Source organism: Gammaproteobacteria bacterium, assembly GCA_021647245.1.
GTDB lineage: Bacteria > Pseudomonadota > Gammaproteobacteria > RBG-16-57-12 > RBG-16-57-12 > JAFLJP01.
This window is the reverse complement of the sequence record JAKIVC010000034.1, coordinates 18,576-28,465: the sequence shown is the minus strand read 5'-3', so window position 1 is coordinate 28,465 and position 9,890 is coordinate 18,576. Positions and strand designations below refer to the sequence as shown.

At 48.6% G+C, this 9,890-nt stretch carries 6 protein-coding genes; 3 read left to right on the top strand and 3 right to left on the bottom strand.

The window, feature by feature from the left end:
- Nucleotides 1–365: 365 nt before the first annotated feature.
- Genes mrtJ through L3J94_10205 form a run of 3 tightly spaced genes read right to left on the bottom strand, consistent with a single transcriptional unit; the run spans nt 366 to nt 6,752 of the window.
- Nucleotides 366–830, bottom strand: a complete 465-nt coding sequence (mrtJ, locus tag L3J94_10215) for a JDVT-CTERM system glutamic-type intramembrane protease (GenBank protein MCF6219105.1) — start codon at nt 828–830, stop codon at nt 366–368.
- Entirely contained in the window at nt 823–1,983 is a 1,161-nt protein-coding gene (locus L3J94_10210; protein ID MCF6219104.1) for an OmpA family protein, read from the bottom strand. The genes mrtJ and L3J94_10210 overlap by 8 nt, the downstream gene beginning before the upstream one ends.
- Nucleotides 1,983–6,752: a DUF5011 domain-containing protein gene (locus L3J94_10205; GenBank protein ID MCF6219103.1), complete on the bottom strand. Its 4,770-nt coding sequence runs from the start codon at nt 6,750–6,752 to the stop codon at nt 1,983–1,985. The genes L3J94_10210 and L3J94_10205 overlap by 1 nt, the downstream gene beginning before the upstream one ends.
- A 641-nt stretch (nt 6,753–7,393) precedes the next feature.
- On the opposite strand from L3J94_10205, the gene L3J94_10200 reads away from it, so the two are divergent.
- The 3 genes from L3J94_10200 to L3J94_10190 all read left to right on the top strand — a co-directional run bounded on the left by L3J94_10200 (nt 7,394) and on the right by L3J94_10190 (nt 9,856).
- On the top strand, nt 7,394–7,705 hold the full coding sequence (locus L3J94_10200) for a c-type cytochrome (protein MCF6219102.1): 312 nt from the start codon (nt 7,394–7,396) through the stop codon (nt 7,703–7,705).
- A 112-nt stretch (nt 7,706–7,817) separates the two neighbouring features.
- On the top strand, nt 7,818–8,501 hold the full coding sequence (locus L3J94_10195; protein ID MCF6219101.1) for a response regulator transcription factor: 684 nt from the start codon (nt 7,818–7,820) through the stop codon (nt 8,499–8,501).
- Nucleotides 8,498–9,856, top strand: coding sequence for an ATP-binding protein (locus tag L3J94_10190; GenBank protein ID MCF6219100.1), 1,359 nt, complete (start codon nt 8,498–8,500; stop codon nt 9,854–9,856). The genes L3J94_10195 and L3J94_10190 overlap by 4 nt, the downstream gene beginning before the upstream one ends.
- The last annotated feature ends 34 nt before the right edge of the window (nt 9,857–9,890 follow it).

Sequence of the window (9,890 nt, the reverse complement as noted above, 5' to 3'; positions counted from 1 at the left end):
CTACCTCTAACGCAAGCACCCACACAGATTACTTGATCAATTTTTTAAAGAGCGGTTCGAGTCTTTCGATTCGAGGTGGCGAATTATACTCCGCCAGTTTTGCTTGTCAATAAGTATTTAAAATTATTTACTTATCAAATACTTGAACAACAATATACGCTTGCTAAGTACCGACTCATTCCAATCATGAACTTATTATTTAACCCTAAGTACAATCCGGCTTCGCCGCTTCTCTCCCCGGCTTTAACCTGACTGAGCGGCGCATTCTACGCCTTTTCTATCCACCGTCAATAACTTTCTTAGGTTTATTTTACATCGAGAAAAATAGACAAAAAACGACAACTGCCCGCACTTTACAAAAAGCCTTACGCTGCCAGCATAAATATTGTGAAGTATGCAAAATTATAACAAGCATGCAGGATAACTCCCGGCAAAATACTATTGTACCGGTCACGGAACCATCCAAATACCAGCGATGGAAATATCACAAGTAATGCCCACAAAAACGGTTGTACCACCATATGTGCGGTAACAAAAAGTAAGCTCGTCACTCCGTTAGCCGCCGTAAAGCCCAAAATGGAGAGTCGAGCAGAGCGACAGCGAATCAGTTGGCGCTGAATAACACCTCGAAACAGCCACTCCTCAAGAACCGGATAGAGCAGGACAAGCCACAATAACGACTGCCACGTCAACGCTGTGGCGACAACAGGCCCCCTATCCTGAAGCAGCAACCCGCTAACCAACGGCCCAAGCAAGAGTGCCAGCCAAAACCATCGATCCCGAAGCAAGCCCCCGTGAGTAGCTATGCCGCTACTGCATTCATTACTCATCCCCTGCTAGATTACGCAACTCAACACGGCGGTTTTCGGCTCGCCCTGCGGGAGTACTATTATCTGCAATGGGTTGCTCTTCCCCATAGCCTTTAACTGTAAGCGAATTTTTACTCACACCTTGCTCTATCAAGTAGTCACGCACTGAGTTAGCTCGCTGCTCTGACAGTGACTGGTTATATCGAGCTGAGCCACTGTTATCAGTATAGCCCGCCACTTCCACACGCAATCCAGGGTAGCGCTTAAGTGTTCCCGCCACCTTGTTGAGCACCTCAGCAGAGCGGCCAATAAGCTTTGATGAGCTTGTTGCAAAGGTCACACCATCGAGAGTAATAACCTCTTTGAGCTGACAGCCTGAGTCATCCACTTTAACCGCTGGTGCCGTTGCAGGACACACGTCGATCAAGTCAAAAATTCCATCACCATCACTATCCAAGTTAATCACTATGACAGACTCAGGAATGGGTTCAGATGCTAGGGCAGGCTCCGGCTCAGGAATGAGCTCAGGTTCTGGGGCAAGCTCGGGAACTGGCTCGGGAACTGGCTCGGGCTTGAAAGCAGGCTCTGGTTGCTGGACAACCGCTGGCGGGGCACTACCAAAGCGCTTCAACACTCCAAGTGTCAATAACCTAGCATCCGCATCATACAGGTCCATATTGACACGCAAAGCCCAGCCATCACCGACACCATACTCACCGCCCAGACCGAGCGTTAGGTGTGTATTATTACTCCGCTCATAAGGTATATCGGCACTATTTTTCATGCGCCCGACACCGGCTTTTAGGTAAGTTGACAACCCCTCCCGATCCTCTTTCTGGCGATAAAAATAGTAGAGAGCACCCACACCAAGATCTTTGTAATCAACACGGCCAACGGGGGCTAATTTAGCCTCTCCAAGATCGGAATAGTAAAGCTCAAAACTCACACGCTCGCTGAAGTCATAACCCAGGTAGAGGGTATAACCACTACTGTATTCATCTTCAACACTATAGATCGTGCCATCGGTGTCCGGCTTAACATACGACAAACCTGGCCCAATACCTGCGCCAATATAGATGGAGTCATCCTCTGCTGCCGACACTGTAGATACGGTTAAGATGCTAAAGCCAACCATCAATAACACGTGGCATAATTTCGCCGTTCGCCCTTTCATTATCGACCTCCCCCAAAAAGCACTTTACGAATATTACCACCCATCAGCGCCAACATTGAGAATAGCAGCAACAGGGGGAGCGTCGGGTCAATCGTGGTGCCCGGCCCTGCAGCACTACAACCACCAACGCCCTTCAGACCCGTCTTAACCGCACTTCGCTCACTCTCTAGATAGTCAGGCAATCCATTATTATTGAGGTCGACTATTGTCAGACTAGAGATCGCATTATCATCGTATCCATCGCCATTAGCATCCGTATAATCATCTACCCTGCCATTTCCATCGCTGTCTACACCACCCACTTCGACTAAATCAAAAACACCATCATTGTCTGCATCAACATCGAGGTAGTCAGCAAGACCATCGCCATCCCTATCAACGGGCATACCGCCATTGTAGTTAACGATGCCGCTATCAGGCGAGCTTTCAACAATATCGGCAAGGCCGTTAGTATCCGCAGCACCGTTACCATCAATCATTCCATTATTGTCACTATCTAGTGATAGTGGGTCGTCTACTCCTGACTCGATCAAATCACTAATGCCATTGTTATCACTATCAAGGTCACGACTATCCGGAATGGAATCTCCATCGCTATCAACAGTACCGCCACCCTCCTGTAGGTCTGGGATGCCGTCGTTATCATCATCCAGATCCAGATGATTAAGTACGGCATCTCCATCGGTATCAAGGTGCGGTAATGGCGTCTGATTTACTCCATCGTCAAAACCATTACCATCAATATCGACAAAACCATCAATCATGCCATCGCCGTTACTGTCTGAACCACCCACTTCGACCAAATCAAATATACCATCATTGTTTGCATCAACATCGAGGTAGTCAGCAAGGCCATCGCCATCAGAGTCGGTCACCCCACTGGAGACGCCCACCGCAACACCATGTGAGTTGACAGCGACAGGCGACCCTGTACCGATAGTGCCATTTGAATCAGGATCACTACCGCCATTTTCCAAAACATCAGAAATGCCATCGTTATCACTATCCAAGTCGCGGAAATCTTCGATTCCATCACCATCGCTATCGACCGGTGTGCCGCCGTTATAGTTAACAATTCCGCTATCGGGCGTGTTTTCAACCGCATCAGCCAGACCATTGCTGTCTGTCGCACCATTATCATCAATGATGCCATCACCATCGCTGTCCAGTGATGTAGGGTTGCTTACTCCTGACTCAATCAAGTCATAAATACCATCGTTGTCGCTATCGAGGTCTCGGCTATCCGGAATGGAGTCACCGTCGCTATCAACCGCACCGTCACCCTCTTGAATATCTGGAATGCCATCATTATCGTCATCTCGATCCAGGTAATCAGACACACCGTCGTTATCGGTATCATCCCGATCCCGGAAGTCGGGAGTTCCATCACCATCAGAGTCAATAAAGGGCAGCGGTGTCTGCTCTAGGCCGTCATCAAAACCGTTCCCGTCAGTGTCAACAAAGCCATCAATCAAGCCATTGTTGTCACTGTCCTGGCCACCACCTTCAACTAGGTCGTAACCGCCATCGTTGTCAGAATCCAAATCACGATAGTTGGCAAGACCATCATTATCGGTATCAACTGATGGCAGCGGCCCACCGTTGGGTATACCTGCCGCATTGACAACGGGTGAAATATCACTGCCAATGATGCCATCTCCATTATCATCGCTGCCACCCACTTCAGTAACGTCGGGGATACCATCATTATCACTATCAAGGTCAAGATAATCAGCCACCCCATCACTGTCAGTATCAAGCGAAATCAAGCTGCCTTGGTCAGGAATGCCATTTGAATCAACATCCGGTGCCGTCGCTACCATGCCATCACCATCCGAGTCCAAGCCATTCAATTCAACCACATCAAAGAGGCCATCATTGTCACTATCCAAGTCCCGAAAGTTGGCAACCCCATCATCATCACGATCAAGGGCCGGCAGCAATACACCAAGGTAGGCTCCATCTGTATCAACAGCAACGACACCACTACCAATGAGGCCATCATTATCACCATCTACACCTGCAGATTCGATAACATCATTAAGACCATCGTTGTCGGAATCAAGATCTCGAAAATCATTAACACCATCACTATCGCTGTCTGCAATGTTGTAGTTGATCTCTCCACTTTCAAATGCGTTTTCTACCACATCAGCCAGACCATTATCACCAAAGTCACTATCTATACGCCCATCGTTATCTGCATCAAGACCCCTTGGATTGGCAATTCCGGATTCAGTCAGGTCAGAGAGCCCATCGTTATCCGAATCGATATCGAGAAAATCCGGCACGCCATCAGCGTCACCATCCGTCATCCCTTCCTGCAGATCCGGAATACCATCATTGTCACTATCCAGATCCAGATAGTTGGCAATGCCATCGCCATCACTATCTATGGCGCCTTCATCACCATTATTCACACCATCGCCATCGGCATCAGCTAATGGGTCAAAAGTGACATTAACGGTACGAGTCACTTCAATCGCTGCATTACCCTCCGCATCAGTCACATTGTAAGTCACGGTGTAGCTGCCTACAGTGTTGGTATCCACCGGGTTAACAGTGACAATGCTGCCGGTAAGATCACCATCGATATTATCCGATGCAGTGGCTCCGGCATCGGTGTAGGTGCTGCCCAGCTCGATACTGATCGGGTCACTGCCGATCAGGGTAATCACAGGGACAGTGACATCAGCGGTGACATTCACGACACGGGTCACTTCGGTGGCGTTGTTGCCTGCGGCATCAGTGACGTTGTAGGTGACGGTGTAGCTGCCTACGGTGTTGGTATCCACCGGGTTAACAATGACAATGCTGCCGGTAAGATCACCATCGATATTATCCGATGCAGTGGCACCAGCGTCGGTGTAGGTTTCACCCTGCTCGATACTGACCGGATCACTGCCAATCAGGGTAATCACAGGGACAGTGACATCAGCGGTGACATTCACGACACGGGTCACTTCGGTGGCGTTGTTGCCTGCGGCATCAGTGACGTTGTAAGTCACGGTGTAACTGCCTACGGTATTGGTATCGACGGGATTGACGGTGACGATGTTGCCGCTAAGATCACCATCGATATTATCCGATGCAGTGGCTCCGGCATCGGTGTAGGTGCTGCCCAGCTCAATGCTGATCGGGTCGCTGCCGATCAGGGTAATCACGGGCGCGGTAACATCCAACATGCCAACTGCCTCAACTCGACTCACCGAAGCCCCCGCCAAATCGAGCTGATCAAAATAGGTGACACTTATATCGTTACCGGGCATCACATTCAAACTACCATCGTTATTCACCCCCGCAACAGCACTCTCTACTGTACTAAAAACGCGACTAAAGACACCGGTATTAATACCCGTTTCAGTGAGGCTAACCTGCTCCTGCTCCCCTGTAATGGGGTTAGCAACAACTACCGTCACTGTCTCAGCAACTGAGGGGATGACATTGATATCAGCATCGTTGACGATAATGGTAAAGTCACCCCCAGAATCACTTTGTCCCGGAACGGTAAGCAGACCATCGGTGCCGGTTTGAAGTGTGTCATCAGAAACAATTGCAGTTAATGCCGTATAAGTGGAGGAGAGCCCGTAAACATAAGTATCCATATAGGCTTCATTACCTATACTGGTAGCGGTAAAGTTACCCCAAGTATGTTTTCCGGCAGGTGTTGATGCTAGCGCACCATCGGGAAGGTTGGAGCTACCCGCAAGGAATGTTGTATCATCCCAATAAACAGTAGTATCGACTACGCTGCCGTCGCTATTTGCCAAAAATATAGTCAGGCCATCTTCAGTGCCACCACTGGTCTCTGCATCACGAGCGACGAAATGGTATTCACCAAGACGTACCTGTAAATTAGCACTGTACTGGCCATCTGCCAAAACAACACCATTGGCACCCGCTCCATCCCATGACACTTGATTCAACCCCGCCACCATATTGCCGAGCAGCAGCTTATCGCCAGCCCCATAGACACCGTTGCTATTTGTATCGATGGTGATTGCGTAAGTACCCGCAATATCAGAGGTAAACTCAAAATTACCGCTATCCTGAATGCCACCGGTCGCCACAGGCGAAATCGCGTAATCCTGACCTGCATCATCAATGAAGGTCAAACCACCTGTCAGCACTGGCGGCTCGGTTGGACGTGGATCGGCAATCACCGGGTAACTCATATATTGGGGGAACTTGGCCGTGACTGTACGGCCGCTTCTTGGGGTGCTATAACCGGAATAAGGTGCATCCACACCTAAATCATTTGCCACAAGTGTGTATACATACCCAGCGAAATTATTAAGATCGAGCACCCAGACGTAATTAGTGTCAGGCCGCCCTCCTGGCACAAGGGCATAGTAATTGGCATCAGTCGACCCAACCTGCCCAAAAGTGTCAGCATCAAACCTCCACCCATACGCCCACAACCGACCACCGGCAGCAGAGGGGTCGGGATTTGTCAGTGCATCAGGAGTTACTGTAATATCAAAACGTCTTAAATTAACACTGGAAACACTCTCCAACTGAACGGTGAACACACCGCTGGTGGTTGTGGTATAGCGAATCGGCGCCGTGAGGGGCGCTGTAAAAGGATCTGCGCAATCAACATTGCTGGGCACATCACCTGAACTATAAACTGTCGCATTACTGGGATCGAGGATTGTCACACTGACGGTGTCAACATTAGAGTTGCCACAAAGAGAGACATTAATCACCTCACCCGCAGCAACAATGTCCACCTTCTGAGGGTAAGTTGAATTGCTAAGGTCTCTCAAAGACTGATTCAAACCTGCTTGAAAACTACCCTCTGCACTTGCGCCAAAGGATACAAGAGCAAACAATACAACACATGTAATCTGAAGACCCAGCAACCTCATTCCAACTTCCCTCTTCTACTCTGGCATCAGCATACATACGAGAGTTTTAATATGAAATAATACAAATTTAACAACTACCAATAACGCCTTTAAATTCGCAACCTTTAATTCTAAATTAAAGCAAACCAGTTTAAAGGTGCACCCTTGCAAAGCGCCTAAAATATTGGGCAACTACTCAGGGCACTCATCTTTCCCCTCAAATCGAAGTGTGTTCGTACGAAAAGGGAGGAGCATATAGGGCATAGGTAGCCGATTGAACACGAAAATAACAAAGCGTTGAGGTAAAAGATGAATACACTGAATATAACTACAACATCGGTACTAAACAAACCCCACCAACCCGATGTTCCTTTTTAAAAAGCGTACCAAAACACACACCAAAATACCAGAAACCACCCATAACTAGCTGTTACTTAATAAATTTTTCGTTCAGCAAACATTCAGCTTGGGTGATGTATAGTGGTTATCAAGTTAGGATGACTACCGAAAAATAATTCATTGATGAAATCACATAACGATATACAGAAAAGGGGAATACCATGAAATTGAAACTTCTATCTGCTGCACTGATCTCAGTTGTACTTTCTGCAGGCACTGCATCTGTTGCGGTTGCTGATGAAGCACTGGCAAAGAAAAGCGGCTGCCTGACTTGCCACAGCATCGACCGTAAAATGGTTGGCCCATCTTTCAAAGATATTGCCGCATCTGACCGTGATCGTGACACCATGATCCACAGTGTTCAGAAAGGCAGCAAGGGTGTTTATGGCAAAGTAATGATGCCACCTAACTCGCCCCGCATCTCTGATGAGAACATCGGCAAGCTGGTTGACTTTATTCTTACTCACAAGTAAGTAATACCGCGCCACTCGATGATTGTAAAGGGCTGCTTCGGCAGCCCTTTTTACGTTTATATCTTGGGTTAAAAGTCGTAGAATAAGCGGATACTAAATGGGTAAGCCCCTTATGCGTATACTAATTATCGAAGATGAAGAGGCTCTCCTAGAGCAACTCGGCAGCCGCCTGCATGATGAAGGCTATGTGGTCGACCTTGCGGCTGATGGCAGAGAGGGGCTGTACAGGGGTCGCGAATATGAAATCGACCTGGCAATTATTGACCTGGGCCTTCCCGGGGTATCAGGGATTAGTGTTATCGAACAGCTGCGCGAGGATAAAAAACAGTTCCCTATTCTCGTCCTCACCGCACGTGGCCGCTGGCAAGATAAAGTAGAGGGGCTGGAAGCGGGGGCTGATGATTACATGGTAAAGCCCTTTCATATCGAAGAACTCATTGCTCGGGTAAAGGTGCTGTTAAGACGCTCAGCCGGCATCGCCAACCCCATTTTCACTATCGGATCGCTCTGTATTAACACCACAACGCAACAAGTCACAAACAACAACAAGGTGATTGAGTTAACCGCTTTTGAGTATAAAGTGTTTGAGTACCTTCTCTTCAACCCCGGAAAAGTAATCTCCAAAACAGAGCTGACAGAACACATCTACGACCAGGACTTTGAGCGTGATAGTAATGTTATTGAGGTATTCATTGGCCGATTACGCAGAAAACTCGACCCGCGCAACCGGCTAAACCTGATCGAAACCCTACGCGGGCGCGGCTACCGCATCAACCAAGAGCTCATAAAACAATGACCTCCATCACCAGTCGCTTACTCTGGGCCGCCACCATCATTGTTATACTTTTTTTTGGCATTACCGGTGTTACGCTTGATCGCTTCTATCAAACAAATGCGGAAGATGCGCAACGTAACCGCCTGCTGGGCTACTTTTATGAAATGATCAATGCGATTGAATTTTCCCAGCAGGGGAAACTAGCACAACCACGCCTGCTGCCAGAGGTTCGCTTTGCCATTCCAAACTCAGGCCTCTATGCCCAGATAACCCTCAATGATGGTCAGATAATATGGACCTCCGATTCAGCACGAGACCTGGTTATCCCCTTCAGGTATGGTTTAAGTCGAGGCACCCAGGAGTTTGGGGCAACGAAAGATGACAAAGGCTTTGAATACTTCTACTACAGCTTTGGCATCTCATGGGATGAGACCACCCCCATACCCAAGGGCTACACCTTCACTGTAGTAGAGAGCTCAGAAACATTTCATGCTGAAGTGGCCTCCTTTCGCAAAGGGCTATGGGGTTCTCTGGCGGGTGTAGCGCTTTTACTGCTCATGGTACAAGGGGCTATTTTGCGCTGGGGATTACAACCACTACGCCAGGTAACCGATGAGATGAAGCAGATTGAATCCGGCGAAAAACCGGCACTGGCAGGTAATTATCCACTGGAAATTCGCCGTCTGACTGACGATTTAAACACCCTTCTCCACAGCCATCAGGAAAACCTTAAACGCAACCGCACCGCCATGGGTGACCTTGCGCATAGCCTGAAAACACCGCTCGCCCTGCTTCGCAGCAGTGCCGAAAGTGACTCCACCGACCCGGCACTGCAGAAAGCCGTCAACAATCAGGTTGAGCGCATGTCACAAATCATTGAATATCAACTACAGCGTGCGACAACCGCTGGGCGAAGTGCTTTTGCGGCAGCGATTAAAGTGGAGCCACTGCTCACAAAGATCCTCAGCAGCCTGGATAAAGTCTACCGCGACAAGCAGGTTCATTTACGCACTCAGATTAGCTCAGATGTGGTTTTTTATGGTGACCGTGATGATTTAATGGAGATCACTGGCAACCTGGCTGACAACGCTTATAAGTGGTGCGAAAAGCAGGTCATTGTCTCGATTCGAAACATCAACTCAGCATCAACTCGACCTGGACTCAGCATCTCAATAGAGGATGATGGCCCCGGCATTCCGGAAGAGAAGGTAGAGCAAGTGCTACAGCGGGGTATCCGTGTGGATGAACGTGTCAATGGCCACGGCATAGGTCTGGCGATTGTGAATGATATCTGCTCAGCCTATGGAGGAAAAATGAAGATTAGCAGCGGCCTGCTCAGCGGCAACCGGGTAGAGATCGTTATTCCGGGTTCGTAACACACCTTCGCTAGCCAACCACAGACGATGACCC